The sequence below is a fragment of the Sphingomonas sp. BAUL-RG-20F-R05-02 genome, from assembly GCF_022662305.1.
Lineage (GTDB): Bacteria > Pseudomonadota > Alphaproteobacteria > Sphingomonadales > Sphingomonadaceae > Sphingomonas.
In genome coordinates this window covers 412,666-433,389 of sequence record NZ_JAKNQH010000003.1, presented here as the reverse complement: position 1 = coordinate 433,389, position 20,724 = coordinate 412,666, and the positions used below count along the sequence as shown (strand labels likewise).

22 protein-coding genes are annotated in these 20,724 nt (G+C 66.8%); 7 read left to right on the top strand and 15 right to left on the bottom strand.

Annotation, left to right across the window (positions count from 1 at the left end):
* A partial coding sequence (locus L8F97_RS10130; protein ID WP_242149055.1) for a CBS domain-containing protein occupies positions 1-426 on the bottom strand: 426 nt, incomplete at its 3' end.
* A 97-nt stretch (positions 427-523) separates the two neighbouring features.
* Between L8F97_RS10130 and L8F97_RS10125 the strand changes: the two genes are divergently transcribed.
* Positions 524-799, top strand: coding sequence for a hypothetical protein (locus L8F97_RS10125; protein WP_313931944.1), 276 nt, complete (start codon positions 524-526; stop codon positions 797-799).
* Positions 800-802: 3 nt separating this feature from the next.
* On the opposite strand, the gene L8F97_RS10120 is transcribed toward L8F97_RS10125, so the two are convergent.
* From L8F97_RS10120 to hisS, 6 genes are all read right to left on the bottom strand, one after another.
* A complete protein-coding gene (locus L8F97_RS10120) occupies positions 803-2,305 on the bottom strand; it encodes a DUF4139 domain-containing protein (RefSeq protein WP_242149052.1) in 1,503 nt (500 codons plus the stop codon).
* Positions 2,305-3,705, bottom strand: a complete 1,401-nt coding sequence (locus tag L8F97_RS10115) for a DUF4139 domain-containing protein (protein ID WP_242149050.1) — start codon at positions 3,703-3,705, stop codon at positions 2,305-2,307. The genes L8F97_RS10120 and L8F97_RS10115 overlap by 1 nt, the downstream gene beginning before the upstream one ends.
* A gap of 92 nt (positions 3,706-3,797) precedes the next feature.
* Positions 3,798-4,838 carry a DUF4167 domain-containing protein gene (locus tag L8F97_RS10110; protein WP_242149048.1) on the bottom strand — a complete coding sequence of 347 codons (1,041 nt, stop codon included), beginning with the start codon at positions 4,836-4,838 and terminating at the stop codon, positions 3,798-3,800.
* A 260-nt stretch (positions 4,839-5,098) separates the two neighbouring features.
* Positions 5,099-5,914, bottom strand: a complete 816-nt coding sequence (gene prmC / locus L8F97_RS10105) for a peptide chain release factor N(5)-glutamine methyltransferase (RefSeq protein WP_242149046.1) — start codon at positions 5,912-5,914, stop codon at positions 5,099-5,101.
* 99 nt (positions 5,915-6,013) lie between these two features.
* The gene (gene prfA / locus L8F97_RS10100) at positions 6,014-7,090 is read right to left on the bottom strand and encodes a peptide chain release factor 1 (protein WP_242149044.1); all 1,077 of its coding nucleotides are present in this window, start codon (positions 7,088-7,090) and stop codon (positions 6,014-6,016) included.
* Entirely contained in the window at positions 7,087-8,334 is a 1,248-nt protein-coding gene (hisS, locus tag L8F97_RS10095) for a histidine--tRNA ligase (RefSeq protein ID WP_242149042.1), read from the bottom strand. The genes prfA and hisS overlap by 4 nt, the downstream gene beginning before the upstream one ends.
* 69 nt (positions 8,335-8,403) lie before the next feature.
* Here hisS and L8F97_RS10090 point away from each other — a divergent pair, with 69 nt between their 5' ends.
* The 3 genes from L8F97_RS10090 to ppa all read left to right on the top strand — a co-directional run bounded on the left by L8F97_RS10090 (position 8,404) and on the right by ppa (position 11,638).
* Positions 8,404-9,051 carry a DUF1345 domain-containing protein gene (locus L8F97_RS10090; RefSeq protein ID WP_242149040.1) on the top strand — a complete coding sequence of 216 codons (648 nt, stop codon included), beginning with the start codon at positions 8,404-8,406 and terminating at the stop codon, positions 9,049-9,051.
* A gap of 76 nt (positions 9,052-9,127) precedes the next feature.
* Positions 9,128-11,050 carry a M61 family metallopeptidase gene (locus L8F97_RS10085; RefSeq protein WP_242149038.1) on the top strand — a complete coding sequence of 641 codons (1,923 nt, stop codon included), beginning with the start codon at positions 9,128-9,130 and terminating at the stop codon, positions 11,048-11,050.
* Positions 11,051-11,086: 36 nt separating this feature from the next.
* On the top strand, positions 11,087-11,638 hold the full coding sequence (gene ppa, locus L8F97_RS10080) for an inorganic diphosphatase (protein WP_242149036.1): 552 nt from the start codon (positions 11,087-11,089) through the stop codon (positions 11,636-11,638).
* 158 nt (positions 11,639-11,796) lie between these two features.
* On the opposite strand, the gene L8F97_RS10075 is transcribed toward ppa, so the two are convergent.
* The 5 genes from L8F97_RS10075 to L8F97_RS10055 all read right to left on the bottom strand — a co-directional run bounded on the left by L8F97_RS10075 (position 11,797) and on the right by L8F97_RS10055 (position 16,148).
* Positions 11,797-12,228: a GNAT family N-acetyltransferase gene (locus L8F97_RS10075; RefSeq protein ID WP_242149099.1), complete on the bottom strand. Its 432-nt coding sequence runs from the start codon at positions 12,226-12,228 to the stop codon at positions 11,797-11,799.
* 44 nt (positions 12,229-12,272) lie between these two features.
* Positions 12,273-13,142 carry a DMT family transporter gene (locus tag L8F97_RS10070; protein WP_242149034.1) on the bottom strand — a complete coding sequence of 290 codons (870 nt, stop codon included), beginning with the start codon at positions 13,140-13,142 and terminating at the stop codon, positions 12,273-12,275.
* 107 nt (positions 13,143-13,249) lie between these two features.
* Positions 13,250-13,732, bottom strand: coding sequence for a TIGR02281 family clan AA aspartic protease (locus L8F97_RS10065; RefSeq protein WP_242149032.1), 483 nt, complete (start codon positions 13,730-13,732; stop codon positions 13,250-13,252).
* Positions 13,733-13,797: 65 nt separating this feature from the next.
* Positions 13,798-14,922 carry a flavodoxin-dependent (E)-4-hydroxy-3-methylbut-2-enyl-diphosphate synthase gene (gene ispG / locus L8F97_RS10060; protein WP_242149031.1) on the bottom strand — a complete coding sequence of 375 codons (1,125 nt, stop codon included), beginning with the start codon at positions 14,920-14,922 and terminating at the stop codon, positions 13,798-13,800.
* A gap of 92 nt (positions 14,923-15,014) precedes the next feature.
* A complete protein-coding gene (locus L8F97_RS10055) occupies positions 15,015-16,148 on the bottom strand; it encodes a DUF3089 domain-containing protein (RefSeq protein ID WP_242149029.1) in 1,134 nt (377 codons plus the stop codon).
* A 131-nt stretch (positions 16,149-16,279) separates the two neighbouring features.
* On the opposite strand from L8F97_RS10055, the gene L8F97_RS10050 reads away from it, so the two are divergent.
* Genes L8F97_RS10050 through L8F97_RS10040 form a run of 3 tightly spaced genes read left to right on the top strand, consistent with a single transcriptional unit; the run spans position 16,280 to position 19,235 of the window.
* The gene (locus L8F97_RS10050) at positions 16,280-17,416 is read left to right on the top strand and encodes an acyltransferase family protein (RefSeq protein WP_242149027.1); all 1,137 of its coding nucleotides are present in this window, start codon (positions 16,280-16,282) and stop codon (positions 17,414-17,416) included.
* Complete coding sequence (locus tag L8F97_RS10045) at positions 17,413-18,330, top strand: isoaspartyl peptidase/L-asparaginase family protein (protein ID WP_242149026.1); 918 nt, start codon at positions 17,413-17,415, stop codon at positions 18,328-18,330. The genes L8F97_RS10050 and L8F97_RS10045 overlap by 4 nt, the downstream gene beginning before the upstream one ends.
* Positions 18,331-18,374: 44 nt before the next feature.
* Positions 18,375-19,235, top strand: coding sequence for a S1/P1 nuclease (locus L8F97_RS10040; protein WP_242149024.1), 861 nt, complete (start codon positions 18,375-18,377; stop codon positions 19,233-19,235).
* A gap of 3 nt (positions 19,236-19,238) precedes the next feature.
* Here L8F97_RS10040 and L8F97_RS10035 read toward each other — a convergent pair whose 3' ends face one another.
* From L8F97_RS10035 to L8F97_RS10025, 3 genes are read right to left on the bottom strand one after another with little or no spacing between them, the layout of a single operon-like run.
* Positions 19,239-19,517, bottom strand: a complete 279-nt coding sequence (locus L8F97_RS10035) for a hypothetical protein (RefSeq protein ID WP_242149022.1) — start codon at positions 19,515-19,517, stop codon at positions 19,239-19,241.
* Positions 19,504-19,716 carry a toxin-antitoxin system HicB family antitoxin gene (locus L8F97_RS10030; RefSeq protein WP_242149021.1) on the bottom strand — a complete coding sequence of 71 codons (213 nt, stop codon included), beginning with the start codon at positions 19,714-19,716 and terminating at the stop codon, positions 19,504-19,506. Before L8F97_RS10030 ends, L8F97_RS10035 begins: the two co-directional genes overlap by 14 nt.
* The gene (locus tag L8F97_RS10025) at positions 19,716-20,618 is read right to left on the bottom strand and encodes an SPFH domain-containing protein (protein ID WP_242149019.1); all 903 of its coding nucleotides are present in this window, start codon (positions 20,616-20,618) and stop codon (positions 19,716-19,718) included. The genes L8F97_RS10030 and L8F97_RS10025 overlap by 1 nt, the downstream gene beginning before the upstream one ends.
* Positions 20,619-20,724 lie beyond the last annotated feature (106 nt).

Sequence of the window (20,724 nt, the reverse complement as noted above, 5' to 3'; positions counted from 1 at the left end):
GGATGCCTGAATGTAGGTCCGCATTGCCTCGGCATCCGCTTCGATCCGGTCGATCCGATATTTTACGAGATCCCCGATTGAGATGAGGCCGATCATCCGCCCTTCCTCCACGACCGGTAAGTGGCGGATGCGTCGACGCGTCATCAGCGACAGCGCGCCAAGCGCCGCCTCATCGCGCGTCACCGTGATTGCCGGGGCCGTCATCACGTCACCCACTGCCCGCTCCAGCGCTGACGCGCCGTGTTCCGCCAGCGCATGGATCACGTCCCGCTCGGAAAAGATGCCGACGACATCCTCACCATCCAGCACCGGTACCGCGCCGATACGATGCTGCGCGAGCAACGCCACCGCTTCGGCAACGGTGGCGGTTCGGGCGATCGCGGTTACGGCATCGCCCTTTGCTTGCAGAATCGCTTTGATAGTCATGGCATCCTCTCCTTGGCCCATGTGCGTCAGCGGCTCATTTCGAGTCTCGCCGGGCTTGAAAGACTCCTCCTTTCGGGATCAAAGCGCAAGCGTGGACGTGCAACCATCAGCCCTCGACAAACCCGATGCGGCCGCGTTCGCTTGGGCGCGCTTCCGGCGCATCCTTGGCTGGATGGCGGTCGGCACCGCGATCTTCATCGCCCTAGCGATTTGGGCGCTGGAGATGGCTTACGGACCACTGTCGTGGGTAGCGATCCTGGCGGTGATCGGCGGTGGTGGCGGGTCGATCATGCTGGGTGCTGTGCTGATGGGGTTAAGCTTTTTCAGCTCGGGTACCGGCCATGACGAAGCCGTTGAAAGGTTCGACGGCTGACGATCAATCATCGTCGATCTGCCGGTATCGCAACGTGACACGTCCGTTTGCCGGTACCGTCACCGGCAAACGCAGGGCTCCGTCGCGGCGCACGGGAGTGACCGAAGCTTTACGGACGCGACCCGGTACGGCGAGGATTTCCGCCTCGAACCGGATCGGCCGAGGGTTCGCATTGCGGACGATCAGCCCGTATTCCTTCCAATGCTTGCCGCTGGCCGCGTGGACCGCCTCGACGGTCACTTGCGTCGCGTTGGCGACGTCGATCTCGACATCCTCGCCGATCGCCTTGTCGGCGATGCCCCCCTCGCCTACCAGCAGCGGCACGCCGGCGCGCGGTGCGAAGACCGCGACCGGACCTGCCGGCAGCGGTAGTCCAAGGCCGGCATCCTTGCGGTTGCGCGCACGCAGCACGGTGCGGACCGGGCCGGGATTGCCCTCGCGCAAGCGCACCCGGTAGAACACCTCGACCGGCACGGCGCCGCGATGGAGCAACGCGACCTGCTTCTGCGCCCGCGCCGCGACGGTCGTACGGTCAGGAACACGGTACAGCTTGAGATCGCCCAGATCCTCCTGAACCGCCATTCGCGCACCCGTCACGACGATATCCATCGCCGCCATCGGCGGCGGTGGCGGCGGTGGTAGGGCAAGTAAATGCATCGTTTCCTCCTTTACCTCCGGCGCAGACAGACATTGCAACGCGATCGACCGAATACCGCTACGCTCCCACGCATACGGCGCGCGCCCCTCACGCTTCACCGTGCCCGCAACCACCATCGTCTCGGCATCTGGAAAGCCCGTGACATCGCTGCTCGCCAGCGTCAGCCAGGCGACCAGATCGGCATGCGCGCCATCCGGGCTGAGTGTCGCGACGTAATTGGCCTGCCAGTCGAACCCCCAGGCGAGGTAGGACAGCGTGACCGTCACCGTGCGCGCGACTGGCGAGTCGAGCAGGATCGACAGCGTCGGCTTGGCGGGCAGCGCGGGCGGCACGCCGTGATACCCGATCGCCCCCTGCCCGCCGTGACAGTCGACCGCCTCGAACCCCTGCGCGGTCTGAACGATCGCCGCGCCATCCGGGCCGGAGCGGAGGATACCTTCCTCCTCGCGCACCTGCTTGCCGATATGACGGCGGATCGTCACCGGGCGGCCGAAGCTCGCCGCATACAGCGTGCGCGGCGACAAAAGATCGGCGTCCAGGTTCTTTTCGCGTACGCCGTCGGGCAAGCCGCTGACGATCGCACTTTCCGGCAGGATCCCCGCCGCCACGCCCTGAAAGCGCACCACCGCTGGCCCCGCCGGCAGCGTCAGCGTGCGCCGTTCGGTAATCAGCGCATAGCCGCGTGCCCAATTGCGATCGATCGCCGTCTTCGCCGCACGGTCGGGCGCGCGGTAGATCGTCACCGCCAGCCCGGCGGGTGCCGGAGAGTCGATCGCCGGCGGCTCCTGCCCAGCCGCCGGCGCGGCGAGAACCGCCAGCAGGGCAAGGGCCCTCCGCACGCGCGGCATCAATAGCGGGTGTCGAAGGTCGCGGTCAGCGTCGCCGAGCCGTTGGCGGGGACAGTCACCCGCCACACCGCCTCGTCCGCACCCGGCCGCTCGCTCTTCTGGCTCTCCTCGACAATGCGCGTGTCGTGCCCCCCGCCGTCGAGTCCAGCCTGCGCGAGTTCCACCATGGCGGCGTCGCTACGCGCGTTGGTGAACTGGTAGCGCATCGTCGTGCGCCACCGTTCGTCGCCGACCCGCTCGCGCTTCTCGACGGTGGGCAGGATCTTCACGTCGAACGCCTCGCCCGTCTTCAGCGCGAGCGCGGATCCCATCGGCGTATGCGGGATCGCGCTTTCGCCGATGAACTGCGGGCTGCCCCGCACGTCGCGCATATACACCCGCACCGTGCCGGCCGGCAGCGCATCCCCCAGCCCACCCTCCTTCGCGGCGGAGAATTGCAGCACGGTGTCAACGCTCTGCGCCTCGCTGAGCTTGCCGAGCCAGCTGTTGCGGTAGGAATACGCCTTGCTGGCGGGCACGCCGGTCGCGTTGAGGAAACTGACCTGCTTGGTCTGCGCGTTTGCGATCGTGGTGCGGTCACGCAGCGGATAGACGTAGAAATCGCCGAGCTGTTCACGCGACGACGTTTCCGTGCCTGACTTATTGCCGCGCGGACCGGTGTTGCCGAACCGGTTGGGCCGGTAGGTGTCGTTGTCGTCGCCACCGACCGTACCCGCCACCAGCAGCGTCTTGGCGTTCGCGAACGTCGTACCGCTGGTGTTCGACAGCGTGATCCAGCCCTGCACGTCGAGCTTACCGGCGCGTGCGTCGAACAAGGCGACGTAATCCGCCTTCCACGCGAGCCCGCGCGACAGATAGCTGAGCGTCACCGGCCGCGTTCCGGCGATCGCCGCGTCGAGCGTGATCGACAGCGTCGGTCGCGCCCGCAGTCCCGGCGGCAGCGCCGGGAACACGACATGCGCATTGTCACGCAGAACCTCAATGCGATCGCCGATCTGGACGATCGTGCCGCCGTTGTTGGCCAGTACGCGCGCACTCTCGCGCGTTTCGGTGCCGGTGGCGGGATTGGTCCGCACCACCGTCACGGTCTGGCCGACCGCCTTGTTCATCAGCGCGTTGGGGGAAAGCAGGTCGTAGTCGAAATTCTGTTCGACGATGCCCGCGTCGGGCGCGGCGAGGGTGACGGTCTCTGGCCGAATTTGCGCGGACACGTCGGGAAATTCCTCGCGGCTGATACCGCGCGGTAGCGTCATCTGCCGCGTGTCCTGCACCAGCGCGAGATCGTTGTTGTAGATGGTGACCGCGACATCGCCCTGCCGGCTCGGGCCAGCGGGCGCGGACTGCGCAAAGGCGGGTCCGGCGATCAACGCAAGCACCCCGCCACAAATCGAAAGCCGCATCGCCATCTCCCCCGTTCTGGCCGTTAGCGTTGCGCTACGGCTGCTACGCGGGGATGACAATGCGGCTCGAGAAATCGCCGATTGGGGAAGATCTACGCTTCGACGGGCGCGGTCGCGGGCGGACGACCACGGCGGCGGCGCGGTTTCTCCGCCTCGCCGTCCGTCGCAGCAGGGGCAACCTCGCTCGCCTCACTCGGCGCGGGCACCGGTGCGGCGGTGAGCGACGGCGGCAGCAACCCGGCGTCGAACGTCGGCGCGGCCTCACCCTCAGCCGGCAAGACCCGACGCGGACGGCCACGACGGCGCGGCTCGGCGGCCGGCGCCTCGGCCTGCGGTGCCTCGACCGTCGACACTTCGGCAACTACGCCGGCGGTTTCCGGCTCTACCGCAGGCTGCTGCTCGGCGCGGCCTTCTTCGGCACGTGCCTCACCGCGCGTATCCGGGCGATTGTCCTGACGCCCTTCCTGCCGAGCGTCCTGACGCGCTTCCTGTCGGTTGCCATCGCGCTGCGGGCGACAATCCTCGGTGCCGCGTTCCTGACGATAGTCCTGGCGATCCTGCCGCTGCGGGCGCTCGCCACCCTCGGCGTTCACGCGGCGCGGGCGTTCCTCGTCGTTGCCGCGGCCGCGCTGGGCATCGCCATACTGACCCCGTCCCTCACCACGCTGCGAGCCGTCCTGACCGGTCTGGTTACCCTGCTGGCCCTGACCATTATGGCCGCCGTTTTGAACGTGGCCGTTGCCGTTCTGCTGGCGCGGCTGTTGCTCGTTGCCGGCGGGCTCACCCTCGTCCTCGTAATCCTGCTCGTCCTGGTCGAACGTGTTGGCGCCACCGGGCCGACGGCCCTGCTGCTGCGCCTGGTTGTTCTCCTCGAAGCGTGAGCGCGTCTCGGCCAGCACGCGGAAATAATGGTCCGCGAACTGGAGGTAATATTCGATGTTGACGCGGTCGCCCTGCATCTGCGCATCGCGCGCCAGCGCCTTGTATTTCTCAAGCAGCTGCGCCGCGTTGCCACGCGCCCGGTTGTCGATACGATTGCCAGTGTCCTGGCCACGCCCCGAATTACCACCCTGCGGGCGCTGCTGCTGCCCGCCACGACCGCGACGACGGCCGGCTTGACGATTGTTGATCAACTGCTTTTCGTCCTGTCCTACGAAACCAAACCGGCGTGTGCTCCACGAACCTGTGAATGCAAGCCCCTCGGCCATTCTGACGCCACATCAGGGCGCCGAAAGCCTGCCACGATCGCCGGACCACAGCGATTGCATGACGAAGGGGGCGGGCAACCGGCCGATCTCAACCCGTGAAGGTGGTATCGCGTGCCCCAACACCCCTTCGATAGCGGGTGACGCAGCATTCTCCAAGCACAATATTGTTTTCGCGCTGCGACAGATCAAGTGGCGATCACCGCCCGCGCGTGCCCGGCGAGGTCACGGCGCAACGCGACGGTAAATCCGGCAGCGTCGAGCAGTTCGGAAACGGCGTCGGCCTGCGTAGCCCCGATCTCCAGGATCGCGGCACCTCCTGGCGCAAGCAGCGCGCGCAGTTGTGGAACGATGCGGCGATAGTCGTAGAGTCCATCCGCGCCCGCGAACAGCGCCGCACCCGGTTCATGGTCGCGCACCTCGCGCGGCAACCGCTCGTCCGTGCCGATATAGGGCGGATTGGCGAGGATCAGGTCGAAGTGTCCGGTCACGTCCGCCGCCCAATCGCCCAGCCGGAACGTCGCGCGCGCCGCCATGCCGAGGTTGCCGGCGTTGCGGCGCGCATAATCGAGCGCCGCTGGTGAGGCGTCCACGCCCAGCCCCGTCGCGTCCCGCCAATGATCCAGCGTCGCGAGCAGCAACGTGCCCGGTCCGGTACCGAGATCAAGTATCGTCTTCGGGGGCGCCGCACCGAAATGGTCGATCGCCGCCTCGATCAGCGTCTCGCTGTCGGCACGCGGCACCAGCACGCCCGGGCCGACCGCCAGGTCGATCGTCCAGAACGCACGGGAGCCGGTGATATACGCGATCGGTTCGTGCGCGAGCCGGCGTGCGACCAGCGCGGCGAACGCGGTCGGCGCAGGATCGTCGAGCCGGGCTAGCAACAAGGCTTCGCGGCTCGTTCGCATGGCATGCGCCATCAGCAATTCCGCGTCGAGACGCGGTGTCGGCGACGTCTCCGCGAGATCACGCGCGGCAGCGGCGATGGCGTGGCGGGCGGTCATTAGGGGCGCGTCGCGGCAAAGCCGCGCCGTCGGACGGCGCAAGCGCCGCCGGCCGCGCTTCGGTGTGGTCTGCCGCAGCATGCGGCAGACTGCCCTGCGTTACGAATCAAGGCTCGCCAGCCGGTCCGCCTCGTCCTCGGCGATCAGCGCGCCGATCAGATCGTCCATCTCACCCGCCAGAATTTCCGGCAAGCGGTGCAGCGTCAGGTTGATGCGGTGGTCGGTCACCCGCCCTTGCGGGAAATTGTAGGTGCGGATCCGCTCAGATCGATCACCCGAGCCGACCATCGACTTGCGCGCGCCGGCCCGTTCGGAATGGAGCCGCTCGCGCTCCTGCTCGTACAGCCGCGTGCGCAACACCTTGAGCGCCTTGGCCTTGTTCTTGTGCTGCGATTTCTCGTCCTGCTGGATCACCGTCAGGCCGGTCGGGATGTGGACGATCCGCACCGCCGAATCGGTGGTGTTGACCGATTGCCCGCCCGGCCCGGACGACCGGTACACGTCGATGCGCAGATCCTTGTCGTCGATCTTGATGTCGACGTCTTCCGCCTCGGGCAACACCGCCACCGTCGCCGCCGAGGTGTGGATGCGCCCGCCCGCCTCGGTGGTCGGCACGCGCTGGACCCGGTGCACGCCGCTTTCGAACTTCAGCCGCGCGAACACGCCCTTGCCCTCGACCGAGGCGATCGCCTCCTTGAAGCCGCCGCTTTCCGACGATGATGCCGAGATCAGCTCGACCCGCCAGCCCTGCCCCTCGGCATAGCGCTGGTACATGCGGAACAGGTCGCCCGCGAACAGTGCCGCCTCATCCCCGCCGGTGCCAGCGCGGATTTCGAGCATCGCCGCGCGTTCGTCCGCCGCGTCGCGTGGCAGCAGCGACAGCGCCAGCGCGCGCTCGGCCCGCGACAACGCGGCGCGGATCGTGTCGATCTCCTCGCGCGCCATCGCCTTCAGCTCGGGATCGCCATCCTCCTCCATCTCGGACAGCACGTCGAGTTCGGCGCGCAGCCGCCGCACCTCGCCAGCCGCGCGGGCGACCGGCTCCAACTCGGCATATTCCTTCGACACCGCGACGAAGCGATCCGACGGCAAATCGCCGGTCGCCATCTGCGCCTGCAACTCGTCGCGCCGCGCCTCGATCTGCGCGATCCGTTCGGGGGAGATACCGCCGCTCATGTCTGAGATGTGCCGCCAATCACTGCTTCTACTTTCGCTGCGTCAACGTCCTCCGGTCGCAGGATGCGATGTCCGACGTGAGCCTCGCCGTCGCGAAGATCGAGCGAGACCGCAATCGCGGGGTTCAGCTTCAGCGCCTTATCATAGCGCTTCTTGGGACTGCCCGACGCGAACAACTCGGCGCTGAATCCGGCTCGCCGCAGCGCCGACACCATCGCGAAAGAGCTGATCTCAAACGCCCGGTTCTCGACCACGACTGCCACATCGAGCGCTTCCACAGCCGGCTCCGCCAGCAGCATCGCCAGCCGCTCGATTCCCGCCGCCCAGCCGACACCCGGCGTCGCCGGTCCGCCGAGGCTCTCGATCAACCCGTCATAGCGACCACCGGCAAGCACCGTCCCCTGCGCGCCGAGCCGGTCGGTGACGAACTCGAACGCGGTATGGCGGTAATAATCCAGCCCGCGTACCAGCCGCCCGTTGCGCGTCCACGCCACGCCGGCCGCATCCAGCCCCTTGGTCACGCTTTCGAAGAACGCGCCGGCCTCGCTGGTCAGGTAATCGTCGATTCCCGGCGCGACATCGGCAATCGGCCGGTCGCGCGGGTCTTTGGAATCGAGGATGCGTAAGGGATTCTTGTCGAGCCGGGCGAGGCTATCCTCGCTCAGATCGCCGCGATGCGCCTCGAAATGCGCCACCAGCGCGGCGCGCCACGCATCGCGCGTTTCGGCATCGCCCAGCGTGTTGAGCTGCAACGTCACGCCCTCGGCAATGCCAAGTTCGTGCAGCAACTGATCGGCCAGCACCAGCAACTCGACGTCGGCGGCAGGCTCGGCCGCGCCGATCACCTCGGCGTCGATCTGGTGGAACTGGCGGAAGCGGCCCTTCTGCGGGCGTTCGTAGCGGAACACCGGGCCATGCGTGGCGAGCTTCAGCGGCGCGTACTGCTGCCACCCCTCGGTCAGATACGCGCGCGCGATGCCGGCGGTGAACTCCGGGCGCAGCGTCAGCGAATCGCCACCGCGATCCTCGAACGTGTACATCTCCTTCGACACCACGTCCGTCGTCTCGCCGAGCGAGCGCGCGAACACGGCGGTGGATTCGAACACCGGGATCTCGAGCCGCTGAAAACAATACAGCCGCCGCACCCGGTCGAACGTGTCGACCACCGTTGCGAAACGGCGCTGTTCCTCGCCGAAAATATCCTGCGTGCCGCGGATGCGTTTTGGGGTTTCGATGCGTGCCATAAAGCCGCGTCCTGTAGGCGCTGTCAGCGTGCTTGAAAAGCGGCTCCGCAAAGCGCAAGCGCTCAGCCCATGCAACGCCTCCACCTTGGCCAGAAAGTCGCGCCGCCGCGCTTCATCGCATTTGGCATCATCTTCGTCATCGGCCTGATCGCGGCGATCCCGCCGCTCGGCTGGAGCCGGGGCGCGATGGCCGCGTTCGATGCCGCCGCCCTCGTCTTCCTGCTGCTCGTCACCACGCTGCTCCGCCATGACGAGGCCGACCAGATGCGGCGCAACACGCGCACCAACGATGCCAACCGGGTCGGTCTGCTCGTCCTCACCGGGGTCACGATGCTCATCATTCTCGTCGCCGTCGGCAAGGAGATGCAGGGCAAAAGCGACCCGTGGGTGATCGCGCTGGTGGTCGCGACGCTGGTGCTGGCGTGGCTGTTCTCGAACACCATTTATGCGCTGCACTATGCGCACCTGTACTACGGCGAGGACGAGGATTCGGGTAAGGACGCCGGCGGCCTCAACATCCCGAAATGCCAGGAACCGGATTACTGGGATTTTCTGTATTTCAGCTTCACGCTCGGCATGACGTTCCAGACATCGGACGTGGAGATCACCTCGCGTCGGATGCGCCGCGTCGTGCTCGGCCAGTGTCTCGCGGCGTTCGTGTTCAACCTCGGCGTGCTGGCCTTCACGATCAACACGCTCGGCAGCGGCGGGAACTGACTGCCCGAACGGACTGGACGGAGGCGCGACAGCCGGTCTAGGCTGGGTGCATCATCCCTGCTTTCGCTGGATTTTCATGCACCGCACACTTGCTCTCGCGCTCGTCGCCCTTGCCGCCGTTTCCCCCGCCGCAATTTCCCCCGCAAGGGCCGAAAACTCCAAACCGCAGCCGGTGCCGTTCGTCGATACGATCCCGGCCCCGCGCGACGTGGCGTTTTCCGGTACGGTCACGCTCAACATCGACGCGACCGATACCAAGCGCGGCATTTTCACCACGCAGGAGACGATCACCGGCGTGAGCGCAGGGCATATGGTGCTGCTGTTCCCGAAGTGGCTGCCGGGCAACCATTCGCCTACGGGTCAGATCGACAAGCTCGCCGGGCTGCACATCATGGCTGGCGGTAAGGAAATCCCGTGGACGCGTGACCCGGTCGACGTCACCGCGTTCCATCTTGACGTACCGCAGGGCGCGAACGCGCTCGACATCAAGCTGCAATTCCTGTCCGCCACCAAGAGCGATCAGGGTTCGATCGTGATGTCGCAGAACCTGCTGCGCCTCCAGTGGAACTCGATGAGCCTGTATCCGGCCGGTTACTTCACCCGTGACATCCCGGTGCAGGCGACCGTGACCTACCCGACCGGCTGGGCCGCCGCCTCCGGCCTGCCAGCGACGGCGAACGGCTCGGTCTATCGCTACCAAGTGACCAACTACGAGACGCTGGTCGATTCGCCGGTGCTGGCCGGGCGCTATTACAAGAAGTGGGCACTGTCGCCGCGCGTGAACCTCAACGTGTTCGCCGACAATGCCGCCGAACTCGCCGCCACGCCCGAACAGATCGATGCGCACAAGCGCCTCGTCACCCAGGCGGTCAAGCTGTTCGGCGCGCAGCATTACGACACCTATGAGTTCCTGCTGGCGATCTCCGACCAGATCGGCGGCATCGGCCTCGAACACCACCGCTCGTCGGAGGACGGCGTGAAGCTCGGCTACTTCCTCAACTGGAAGGACGGCCCGGGCCCGCGCAACCTGCTGCCGCACGAATACACGCATAGCTGGGACGGCAAGTTCCGCCGTGGCGCCGAGCTGTGGACGCCCGATTACCGCACGCCGATGATCGACAATTCGCTGTGGGTCTACGAAGGCCAGACGCAGTTCTGGGGATATGTGCTGCAAGCGCGTTCGGGCATCGTGTCGAAGCAGGACACGCTCGACATGTATGCCGGGATCCTCGCGCAGCTCGATAACCGGCCGGGCCGCAACTGGAAGCCGCTGATCGATACCACCAACGATCCGACCATGTCGCAGCGCCGCCCGCGCGGCTGGGTCAGCTACCAGCGCTCCGAGGATTACTACAACGAGGGCCTGCTGGTGTGGATGGAGGTCGATTCGATCCTGCGCCGCGAATCGCATGGCAAGAAGTCGATCGATGATTTCGCCCGCGCCTTCTTCGGTCTGACCGATGGCGACTTTGGCGAAGTCACGTTCAAGTTCAGTGACGTGGTGAACACGCTCAACCAGATCCAGCCGTACGATTGGGCCGGGTTGCTGTCGAAGCGGCTGACCGAGGTCGGCCAGCCCGCGCCGATCACCGGCTTCGCTGCCAACGGCTACAAGCTCATCTATACCGACACGCCGTCGCCTTATGCGAAACAAGCCGAGAAGACGCGCAAGATCAACGATTACAGCTACTCGCTTGGTGTAACCGTCGGCAAAGAGGCGGAAATCACCGCGGTCGGCTGGGACACGCCGGCGTTCAAGGCGGCACTCACCCCCGGCGACACGATCGTCGCGGTCAACGGCACCGCCTATAGCGACGACGTGCTGAAAGCCGCGATCACCGCCGCCAAGACCGGCACCACCCCGATCACGCTGCTGGTCAAGCATGACGACGGGATCGAAACCGTCGCGATCGATTATCACGGCGGCCTGCGCTACCCGCATCTCGAAAAGATCGGCACCGCAGAGGGTGGTCTGGATCACTTACTGCAACCGCGCTAACGGGCTGCCACAGACACCTCAGGACAGGATAGCAGAATGCGGATCGACATGATTCCCACCGGCAAGAACCCGCCGGAAGACCTCAACGTCATTATCGAGGTTCCCGTCGGCGGTGAGCCGGTGAAGTATGAGTTCGACAAGGCGAGCGGCGCACTGTTCGTCGATCGCATCCTGCACACGCCGATGCGCTACCCGGCGAACTACGGCTTCATCCCGCACACGCTGTCGCCCGATGGCGACCCGCTCGACGCGTTGGTGGTGGCACGTTCGCCGTTCATCCCGGGCTGCGTGGTGCGCGTGCGCCCGATCGCGGTGCTGAACCTGGAAGACGAAGCCGGCGGCGACGAGAAGCTGCTGACCGTGCCGGTCGACACGACCTTCCCCTATTACAGCAACATCGGCGAGGGAAGCGACCTCCCCGAGATCGTCATGCAGCAGATCGAACACTTCTTCACCCACTACAAGGATTTGGAGAAGAAGAAGTGGGTCCGCGTCGGCAAGTGGCTCGGCGCCGACGATGCCAAGCGCATCGTGATGGAATCGATCGAACGTTACAAGCAGTCGGGCAAGGAACCGCACGCGGTTTGATGACGTGAGGGCGTGTTCCACGTGCCGTGGGACACGCCTTTAACCCTCAGGCATCGTCGGCAAGGATCGCCAACGCTACCGCATCGCGATTACATCGCAGCGCCGCCCAGCGACCGATCGCGGCGCGCATACCTCCGCCAACCACTCGCCGACCGCTATCAGCGTTCCGCCAGCCCCGTCAGCGCAGTTCCGGACAGCCGCTGGACGGTCCACGCATCCATCGCCTCCGCACCGATCCGGCGGTATAGTTCGACAGCGGGCGTGTTCCAGTCGAGCACCCACCATTCAAACCGTGCGCAGCCACGCTCCACCGCCACGCCGGCGAGATGCCGCAGCAACGCCGATCCCGCCCCGGCGCCGCGTGCGGCCGGCGTGATGTAGAGATCGTCGAGCCAGATGCCGCGCCGCCCGGTCCACGTCGAGAAGGTGTGGTAGAACACCGCCATGCCGACGCGAACGCCGTCGACCTCCGCGATCAACGCCTCGGCCGCCGGCTGCGCGCCGAACAGCGCCGCGTGCATCAGCGCCTCGGTCGACACCACGGCGTCGGGCGCCCTCTCGAACGCCGCCAGTTCGTGGACGAAGCTCATGATGGTCGGCACGTCGTCAGCGCGTGCGAAGCGGATCGTCAAGGTCACAAGGCAGTCTCCAGCACGGCCACCGGCGCACGGACGCGCAACCCGGCCAGACACCCGCAGATGATGAGCGCCGCGCCGGCCAGCGTAAACGGCGACAGCGTTTCCGAAAACACCAGCCAGCCAAGCAGCGACGCCCAGATGAACGCGGTATATTCACTCGGCGCAAGCTCGCTCGCCCGGCCACGCGCATAGGCCCAGGACAGCAACATCAGCGATGTCGTCGCCAGCATCGCCGCACCGACCAGCGCCAGCCAGTGCGCAGGCGCCGGTAGCGTGGCGAAGACCGGCGCCACGGCCAGCATGATCGCGGCGACGATGGCGGTCTGGAAGAACGCGATTTCGACCGGGCGGGCGACCTGCGCCTGCTGCCGCATCAGGACGATGTTCCACGCATAGCACAATGCTGAACCCAGCACCGCCAGCGAGCCGAGCGCCGCCTCCGCCCCCAAGTCCGCGCGCGCCTGTCCGGCGAAGATCACGCCGACGCCGGCGACGGCGATGCCCGAGCCGATCAGCGCGCCCCGCCCGATCCGCTCCTTCAGCACGATCGCCGCGAGCAGCATCGCGGCCAGCGGTGCGACGAACGTCAGCGACACCGCCTGCGCCATCGGCACGCGCGCCAGACCCCAGAAGAACAGGATCGTCATCGTACCCGAGATGCAGCCGCGCAGCAGATGGACCCGCAACACCGCGGGTGCCGGCCAGCGGGTGCGCGTCGCGATGAAGATCGTCCCGGTGATGACCGTTCCCGCCACGCTGCGCCACAGGATCGCATCATAGGCGCCGATCGCAAGCGAAAGCCCCTTCATCACCGCGTCCATCGTCGAGAACACAGCGATACCGACGGTCGCAACGGCAAAAGGCATGACAGGCGAAGCGGGGCGCATTACGCGCACGCTCTAGCGTGCGGGCGGCGTTCCGTCTGCGACAAAGACGCCCGGCAATGGTGCGTCCGGCGGATAAGACCAGTGGATCAGTCGATCCGCATCGTATCGCCGCTGATGCTGACGGTGCTCATATGCCGCAGATAGCTCTGCCCGAGCAACGAGACGTCGCTTTCCGCCAACACCACGCCGCTGATGTCGCTCGCGCGTTTGCCGTCGAGATCGATGCCGGCGATCCGCACCGCCTGCCCGCGCACCGGGCCGGACGCACCGCGACCGATCACCTCGAAGTGCGCCGGGTCGAAGGCGATGTGCGCCCGCCGAGCATCGTCCTGCGTCAACGCCACGGTGTCGGCACCCGTATCGACAACGAAGCGGATCGGTTCGTCGTTGACGTTGGCGACCGTCAGGAAATGCCCGCTCGGCGCGCGATCGATCACGGTCGGCACGGGCGTGGCCTCGGCCGGCGCAGCGGGAGCGGTTGCCGCCACCGCCGGGGCACGCTTCGCGGCCGGCAGGGCAAGCCCGATCGCGATGCCCGCGACGGTGACGATGGCGAACGCGAGCTTCATATGCGCGACGCTAATGTGTGGCGCTTGCGGGCGCGTTGACGGGGATAGTTAATGCAGGAGCGCGCTTATTCCGCCGCCACCGCCTCCGGCACCGCCGCCGCTTCCATCTCCGCCGCCTTGGCTTCGACCAGCTTGACGATATGGTCGAGCATCTCGTCGTCGCCGATCGTGTGCGCGGTGACGCCCGACAGATACACCATGTGCTTGCCGTTGCCGCCGCCGGTCAGGCCGATATCGGTTTCGCGTGCTTCGCCGGGGCCGTTGACCACGCAGCCGAGCACCGACAGCGAAAGCGGCGTGCGGATATGCTGGAGCCGCGATTCGAGCGCCTCGACGGTACGGATCACGTCGAAGCCCTGCCGCGCGCACGACGGGCACGACACCACGCGCACGCCGCGGTTGCGAATGCCGAGTGCTTTCAGGATCTCGAACCCGACGCGGACTTCCTCCTCGGGCTCCGCCGACAGCGAAACGCGCAGCGTGTCGCCGATGCCGTACCACAGCAGCGAACCGATCCCGATCGCAGACTTCACCGTCCCGCCGACGAACCCGCCCGCCTCGGTGATGCCGAGGTGCAATGGGCAATCCACCGCCTCGGCGAGCTGCTGATAGGCGGCGACCGCGAGGAACAGGTCGGACGCCTTCACCGCCACTTTATATTCGTGGAAATCGTGATCCTGGAGCAGCTTGATATGGTCGAGCGCGGATTCGACCAAAGCGTCCGGGCAAGGCTCGCCGTATTTCTCGAGCAGATGCTTTTCAAGACTACCGCCGTTCACGCCGATGCGGATCGCGCAGCCGTTCGCCTTGGCGGCGTTGACGACTTCCTTGACACGTTCCGCCGAGCCGATGTTGCCGGGGTTGATGCGCAGGCAGGCCGCCCCCGCGTCGGCCGCTTCCAGCGCGCGCTTGTAGTGAAAGTGGATGTCCGCGACGATCGGCACGTGGGCAGCGCGCACGATCTGTTTCAGCGCGGTCGTGCTCTCCACGTCGGGGCAGGACACGCGGATGATGTCGACCCCGGCCTCCTCGCAGCGGCGGATCTGGTCGACCGTCGCCTTGATATCTTCGGTCGGCGTGTTGGTCATCGTCTGCACCGTCACCGGCGCATCGCCGCCGACGGGAACGTTGCCGACCATGATCTGGCGGCTCTGACGACGGACGATATCGCGCCACGGACGAAGGGACATGGGGAGATTCCTTGTGGGTTCGCCGGCGCATATAGCGCTTTGTGCGGCGAAGGTGAACCTCTCCCCTTCCCCCTTTCTAGAAGGCTGAAGGTTCAGGAAGCGCGCACGCCCCGCCGCAGGAACGTCTTTGCGCGCAGCTCCGCATTCTCGCGCAGGTTCATATAGGCAAGGTTGTAATCGACCTTATGATAATTGCCGATCGGGATCATCATGTCGACGAACGCGCGGCTCGGTGCCGTCACGTACAGTGCGCCGTCATCGCAGCGCGCCGCGACCAGCCCCGGTTCGACCGCGCGGGGCAGCGCCGCAGACCCGTGCAGCCACCCGCCCCTGTCGAGCCGCGCCGGCGCCCACGCGTCCCCGGTCGACCAGTCGAGCGGATTGATGCAATAGTGCGGTCGCCTGAGCGCGTCTGTCGGGAAGCCGGATTGCTCGGCCACGAACACGCGCTGGCGCGAGGCATTGTGCCCCTCGGCATAACTCGACCACGCGATCACGCAGCCGGTATCGTCGGCATGCTGGCAGGGCCGGGTCGTGCGAAGCGCACGAAACCAGTCGCGCTCGATCCAGGCACCGATCAGATATGCCGCGATCATCTGCCGCGCCACCGGCCGCCCGTCGATCTCGCGCTCGATCAGCAGCCGCCCGAGCCGCGAACCCTGGCTGTGCCCGGCAAGGATGAAAGGCCGTCCCCGATTCCACACCAGGAACTGCCGGAACGCGCGCGCTACGTCGGAATAGGCGACCTCGGTCGCGCGCACGCTGCTCTCGCTCCACCGCACGTAGCCGCCAAGCGTCATCTGCCGGTAGCGCGGCGCATAGATCGCGCAGCAGCCGTTGAACACGCTCGCCTGATCACGGATCGTGGTGCCGGCGACGCGCGCGTTGAGATCGGCATCGTGCGTGCTGGCATTCCACTGCTCGCCGCTGGTGAATACGGTCGGGTAGAGGAAGAACACCGCCACCTTCGCGCGGCGCTGATCGACCTTTCGGACGCCGGCCGGGCCATCGTCGGCCGGATCGTGCATGTCGGGCAGCGACACCCATTCGGAACGCTCCGCGTAATCGGGTGCTGGCGGCGTGCGCGCGGGATCGAACGGTACGGCCGGCGGCTGGCTGTCGGTCGAACTGCCGAACGCGCCGAAGAACTGCGGGCGCGCCTCGCCGGCGCCGAACATCACCAGCAGCCCTGCACCGCACACCGCCATAGCCTGCCTGAACCGCATCCGTGCCCCGTCTTGCCGCACGCCCCACCGCGCTTGCCGCGCCGTAGCATGGCGTAGCCCGCCCGCGTAAGCACACTTCTGTTACATTTGCGGGGGTGGCGCTCACGCCCACGCGGCCATAGAGAGCGGCGATGGAACGGCATCACGGCATGGACTGGCTGCGGATCGGCGCCTTCGCGCTGCTGATCCTCTACCATATCGGCATGGTGTTCGTGCCGTGGGATTTCCACGTGAAGACCGCGCACCCGATCCCCTGGGTGGCGATTCCGATGATGGCGGCGAACAGCTGGCGGCTCATGCTGCTGTTCGTGATTTCCGGCTACGCCAGCCGCGCGTTGCTGTCGAAAGGCACGAAGCTCGGCCACTTCATGGCGACCCGCAGCACGCGGCTGCTGATCCCGCTGATCTTCGGCGTAGTGGCAGTGGTGCCGGTGCAGCCGTGGATCGAATTGGCCGTCAAATACCATTACCCACACGATTTCGGCTGGTTCTGGCTGCACGACTATTTCGGCTTCCACCGCCTGCACGGCATCGGGTTGCCGACGTGGCAGCATCTGTGGTTCGTCGGGTATCTGTGGTGCTACACGCTCGCGCTGACGGTGATGATCGCGCTTGGCGGCTGGCTGCGGGCGCAGCGGGCGTTCGACTGGGTCTTCGGCACGGTGCTGATCGTCATCGTGCCGATCGCGTGGCTGCTCGCCGTCGACATGCTGCTGCCCGGCGCGCGCGAGACGCATGATCCGCTCCACGACAGCGTCGCGCACCTGCATTACTTCCCCGGCTTCCTGTTCGGTTTCGCGCTCGCCCGCTCGGAAGCTGCGATGGCGACGATCGGGCGGTGGTGGAAACCGGCGGGCGTGGTTGCGCTGCTCGCCTATGCCGTGGTTGCCGCGATTGAGTGGCGCTGGCCCGGCAACACTATGCCCGCGCACCCGTGGGGTGTCACCTTCGCCACCGCGCGGGTGGTGCAGGGCTGGTGTTCGGTGATCGCGCTGATCGGCATCGCCGACCGCTATTGGAACAGCGACACGCCGTGGCGCCGCACCCTCACCGAGGCGGTGTTCCCATTCTACATCGTCCACCAGACCATCATCGTGCTGGTCGAATACTGGCTGCTGCCGCTCCACGCCGCCCCGCTGGTCGAGTTCGCGGTGCTGGTCCCGGCCACGGTGGCTGGATGCTGGGCATTCTATCTGATCGGGCGCGAGGTCGGCTGGCTGCGGCCGTTGATCGGGCTGAAGCGGCGCGTCAAGGGGGCGACGATATGAGCTGGGCACTGGCGATTCATGGCGGCGCGGGCGGCATGACGCGCGAGCATCTCCCGCGCGCGACCGATACCGGTGCGCGCGCCGCCTTGGCCGAGGCATTGCGGGCTGGCGAAACCGTGCTGGCCGCCGGCGGCGCGGCGCTCGACGCGGTTGAGGCGGCGGTCAAGGTGCTGGAGGACGATCCGCACTTCAATGCCGGGCGCGGCGCGGCGCTCAGCTACGAGGGCGTTGCCGAACTCGATGCCGCGATCATGCATGGCGCGACCCGTGCGGCCGGGGCGGTCGCCGGCGTTACCGCGACCCGCCACCCGGTCACCCTGGCGCGCACGGTAATGGAGCACAGCCCGCATGTCCTGCTCGGTGGCGCCGGCGCGGAAGCGTTCGCGCTGGAGCACGGAATCGAGCCGGCGACGCAAGACTGGTTGGTCCTGCCCGAACGCCGCGAGCAACTCGCCATCATGCGTGCGGCGAAGGGCGGCGCGTTCGATGTCGAGATGAAGTTCGGCACGGTCGGCGCGGTCGCGCGCGACGTTCACGGCCACCTCGCCGCCGCCACCTCGACCGGCGGCGTCACCGGCAAACGCTGGGGCCGAATCGGCGATTCGCCGCTGATCGGCGCGGGCACCTATGCCGATGACCGCGCCTGCGCCGTCTCCGCCACCGGCTCGGGCGAGTATTTCATCCGCACCGCCTGCGGCCATGAGATCGCCGCGCGCATCCGCCTGGGCGGCGAGGATGCGGCGACGGCAACGCGCGGCGTCCTCGCCGAGATCGTCGCGATGGGTGGCACCGGCGGCATCATCGTCATGCCGCGCGCTGGCGCGCCGATCTGGAGCCTCGCCACCAAGGGGATGTACCGTGGCCGCATCAGCGACGGCACGCCCGTGGAGGTCGCGATCTACGCCGACGAGTGACCGCGCGCTTTCACCCGCACACCGCAGCGGGTATGGCGCGAGCCATGATTCGTCCTGTCGCGTTCCTCGCCGCCGCCGCGCTCGTCAGCGTCGCCGCCCCTGCCAGTGCCTATTGGGAGTTCGGTCACGAGACGATCGCAAAGATCGGCTACGCCAACGCCAGTCCGAAGGCGCGCGCGGGCGTACGCCGCCTGCTCGCCCATGCCGATCTGCTCGACACGCCCGAGTGCAAGGCATCAACCATCGAAGGCGCAAGCACTTGGGCGGATTGCGTCAAGCCGCTGAAAGGTGCCGACGGCAAACCGCGCTTCGGCTACGCCTACACATGGCACTTCCAAGACGTGAACGTCTGCGCGCCGTTCAGCCTGACCGAGGCCTGCAAGGACGGGAATTGCGTCTCCGCGCAGATCGAACGCGACGTGAAAACGCTGCGTGACCGCCACGCTCCGATGAAGGACAAGGTGCTGGCGCTGGTGTTCCTGATCCATTTCACCGGCGATCTCCACCAGCCGCTCCATGCCGGTGAAAAGGGCGACAAGGGTGGCAACGACGTGAAAGCCACGTACGGCACGCTCATCAGCCCGCGCCTCAACCTCCACTCGGTCTGGGACGGTTACCTCGCCGAGCGCGCGATCACCACCGGCCCTACGCTGGTGCGACGTTACCCTGCCGCCGTGCGCGCGCGGATCGCCGCCGGCACCGTGACCGACTGGAGCCGCGAGAGCTGGCAGGTCGCGCACGATACGGTCTATGAAAGCGCCCTGCATGGCGACGCCTGCGCCCCCACGCCGCCGCGCGTCACGCTGAGCGAGGACGACATTGAGAGGCTCGTGCCGATCGCCCGCCTCGAAGTGGAACGCGGCGGCCTGCGGCTGGCGAAGCTGCTCGACAAGGCGCTCGGCTAAGCTTCAACGGTCGTCGCGAAAGCCCCAGCGCCAGCGCAAGCCGCCATCGGTCTTTCGCGCCACCAGCACGCAGAACGCCGCGACCAACGCGACCGTCACCACGATCCGCTCCGCCGGGGTCGGCATCAGCCGAACCGCCGCGATCGTCACGACCGAGAACACGATCGTCACCAGCCAGCCCTGCCACGTCACCGGAGTCGCGCCATAGCCGAACGCCTTGGGCACGAACCAATAGCCCTCCCGCGCCCGGAAATGCGTCTTCACATCCTCAAGCATCGTCATCCTCCGCCTTGGGTGGCCGGCCGCGTCGGGCCGGTTGGGGCGCCTCGAGCTTTACCCCCCGCCGCGTCAGCGCCTCGCGCAACAGGCATTCGAACTCGGCGTTGACGCTCCGCAGGTCGGCCGCCGCCGCCCGCTCGACCGCAGCGTAGAGCGCGGGGTCGAGACGCAACGGGAACGCCTTGCGGGGCGCGTTCGCCACTATTGGTACAGCGTACCGGTGTTGACGACCGGCTGGGTATCGCGCTCACCACACAGCACGACCATCAGGTTGGACACCATCGCCGCGCGCCGCTCGTCATCGAGCTCCACCACGTTTTTCTCGCTGAGCAGCGCCAGCGCCATCTCGACCATGCCGACCGCACCCGCCACCAGCGTCTGCCGCGCCGCCACCACCGCCTGTGCCTGCTGCCGCCGGAGCATCGCGCCGGCGATCTCGGGCGCGTAGGCGAGATGGGTAAAGCCGCACTCGTCCACTGTGATCCCCGCCACCTTGAGCCGGGCGAGCAGTTCCTCGCGCAATTCCGCGCCGACCTGATCGTGATTGCCGCGCAGGGTGATCTCCTGATGCTCATAGTCATCATAGGGGTAGCGCGCGCCGATCGTGCGCACCGCCGCCTCGATCTGCACCACCACGAACGCCTTGTAATCGTCGATGTCGAACAGCGCCTGCGCGGTGTCGGTCACGCGCCACACCACCTGCGCGGCGATCTCGATCGGGTTGCCGCGCAGGTCGTTCACCTTGAGCCGCTCGGAGATCATGTTGTTGGCGCGCACCGACACCTTCTTGTGCCCGAGCCACGGCAACAGCCAGCGTAAACCCGTGTTACGGTCGGTGCCCTGATACGATCCGAACAGCGTGATCGCCATCGCCTGGTTGGGCTGAAGCATGTAGAAGCCGCACGACACGAACAGGAACACGACGATCGCCACCGTCAGCACGCCGCCACCCAGCCGCGGCGCGTCATTCAGCAGCGAGGCGCCCCACAACCCCGCACCAACCGCGGCCAACAGCACCACCAGCATGACATAGCCGCTGAACGTACCCGCTGCGCGTTCGCTCGACAGTGTCAAAGCGGTATTCCGCGATCCCGACTCGACCATCATTCCCTCCCGTTAAGTGATATCACATTTATATCATACAGGGTGGCGCGACAAGCGGGATCAAGCACCCATGAAAAAAGGCGCGGGGATCAGCCCCCGCGCCTCC

Coding starts and splice junctions, on each gene's coding strand:
- L8F97_RS10120 (WP_242149052.1), bottom strand. CDS start 2,305: ATGCCGCGCGTGCGGAGGGCCCTTGCCCTGCTGGCGGTTCTCGCCGCG.
- L8F97_RS10115 (WP_242149050.1), bottom strand. CDS start 3,705: ATGCGGCTTTCGATTTGTGGCGGGGTGCTTGCGTTGATCGCCGGACCC.
- prmC (WP_242149046.1), bottom strand. CDS start 5,914: ATGACCGCCCGCCACGCCATCGCCGCTGCCGCGCGTGATCTCGCGGAG.
- prfA (WP_242149044.1), bottom strand. CDS start 7,090: ATGAGCGGCGGTATCTCCCCCGAACGGATCGCGCAGATCGAGGCGCGG.
- hisS (WP_242149042.1), bottom strand. CDS start 8,334: ATGGCACGCATCGAAACCCCAAAACGCATCCGCGGCACGCAGGATATT.
- L8F97_RS10090 (WP_242149040.1), top strand. CDS start 8,404: ATGCAACGCCTCCACCTTGGCCAGAAAGTCGCGCCGCCGCGCTTCATC.
- L8F97_RS10085 (WP_242149038.1), top strand. CDS start 9,128: ATGCACCGCACACTTGCTCTCGCGCTCGTCGCCCTTGCCGCCGTTTCC.
- ppa (WP_242149036.1), top strand. CDS start 11,087: ATGCGGATCGACATGATTCCCACCGGCAAGAACCCGCCGGAAGACCTC.
- L8F97_RS10075 (WP_242149099.1), bottom strand. CDS start 12,228: ATGAGCTTCGTCCACGAACTGGCGGCGTTCGAGAGGGCGCCCGACGCC.
- L8F97_RS10070 (WP_242149034.1), bottom strand. CDS start 13,142: ATGCCTTTTGCCGTTGCGACCGTCGGTATCGCTGTGTTCTCGACGATG.
- L8F97_RS10065 (WP_242149032.1), bottom strand. CDS start 13,732: ATGAAGCTCGCGTTCGCCATCGTCACCGTCGCGGGCATCGCGATCGGG.
- ispG (WP_242149031.1), bottom strand. CDS start 14,922: ATGTCCCTTCGTCCGTGGCGCGATATCGTCCGTCGTCAGAGCCGCCAG.
- L8F97_RS10055 (WP_242149029.1), bottom strand. CDS start 16,148: ATGCGGTTCAGGCAGGCTATGGCGGTGTGCGGTGCAGGGCTGCTGGTG.
- L8F97_RS10050 (WP_242149027.1), top strand. CDS start 16,280: ATGGAACGGCATCACGGCATGGACTGGCTGCGGATCGGCGCCTTCGCG.
- L8F97_RS10045 (WP_242149026.1), top strand. CDS start 17,413: ATGAGCTGGGCACTGGCGATTCATGGCGGCGCGGGCGGCATGACGCGC.
- L8F97_RS10040 (WP_242149024.1), top strand. CDS start 18,375: ATGATTCGTCCTGTCGCGTTCCTCGCCGCCGCCGCGCTCGTCAGCGTC.
- L8F97_RS10035 (WP_242149022.1), bottom strand. CDS start 19,517: ATGACGATGCTTGAGGATGTGAAGACGCATTTCCGGGCGCGGGAGGGC.
- L8F97_RS10025 (WP_242149019.1), bottom strand. CDS start 20,618: ATGGTCGAGTCGGGATCGCGGAATACCGCTTTGACACTGTCGAGCGAA.